Genomic DNA, 708 nt, shown 5'->3' with positions numbered 1-708 from the left:
CTCGTTTGGGCATGTCGACCCACAGCCTGTATGCCTGGGTTAAGCGCTACAGCAAACCTGAAAAGCAACGCGTGCAAGAAGACGACCAGCAAGCTGAGCTGCGTCGTCTACGTGCCGAACTCAAGCGCGTGACCGAAGAGCGAGACACCCTAAAAAAGGCCGCCGCGTACTTTGCCAAGGAGTGCGGCTGAAGTACGCCCTCATCAGTCAGCTATCCGCAGACTATTCCGTTCGCCGGCTTTGCCTGACCCTGAAAGTACATGCCAGCGGTTACTACGCCTGGCTGGCTGAACCGAAGTCGGCACGAGCCAAGGATGACCAACGTCTGCTTGGCCTGATCAAGCACTCGTGGCTAGAGAGCGGTGGCGTTTACGGCTACCGCAAAATCCACGACGACCTGCGTGAGCTTGGAGAAGCATGCGGCAAGCATCGTGTTGCTCGACTGATGCGCCTGGAAGGGCTGCGCTCACAGACAGGGTATCGTCGTCGACCGGGCCGCTATGGCGGCAAGCCTCCAGCGGCCTCACCGAATCATCTGGAGCGTCGGTTCAATGTCACCGAACCCAACAAGGTCTGGGTCACGGACATCACCTACATCCGCACCTATGAGGGCTGGTTGTATTTGGCGGTGGTGCTCGATCTGTTCTCGCGGCAGGTAATCGGTTGGTCAATGAAGCCGCAGATGACCAGCGACCTGGCTATTGATGC

At 58.3% G+C, this 708-nt stretch carries 1 pseudogene; it reads left to right on the top strand.

The features are described from left to right. Positions 1-708 (top strand): annotated as a pseudogene (locus CNQ84_RS20270) (IS3 family transposase); the annotation flags it as partial.

Origin of the sequence: Pseudomonas abyssi (assembly GCF_002307495.1) — a bacterium.
Lineage (GTDB): Bacteria > Pseudomonadota > Gammaproteobacteria > Pseudomonadales > Pseudomonadaceae > Halopseudomonas > Halopseudomonas abyssi.
Note: the sequence above shows the minus strand (reverse complement) of the source record. Positions and strands in the feature narration are given on the sequence as shown.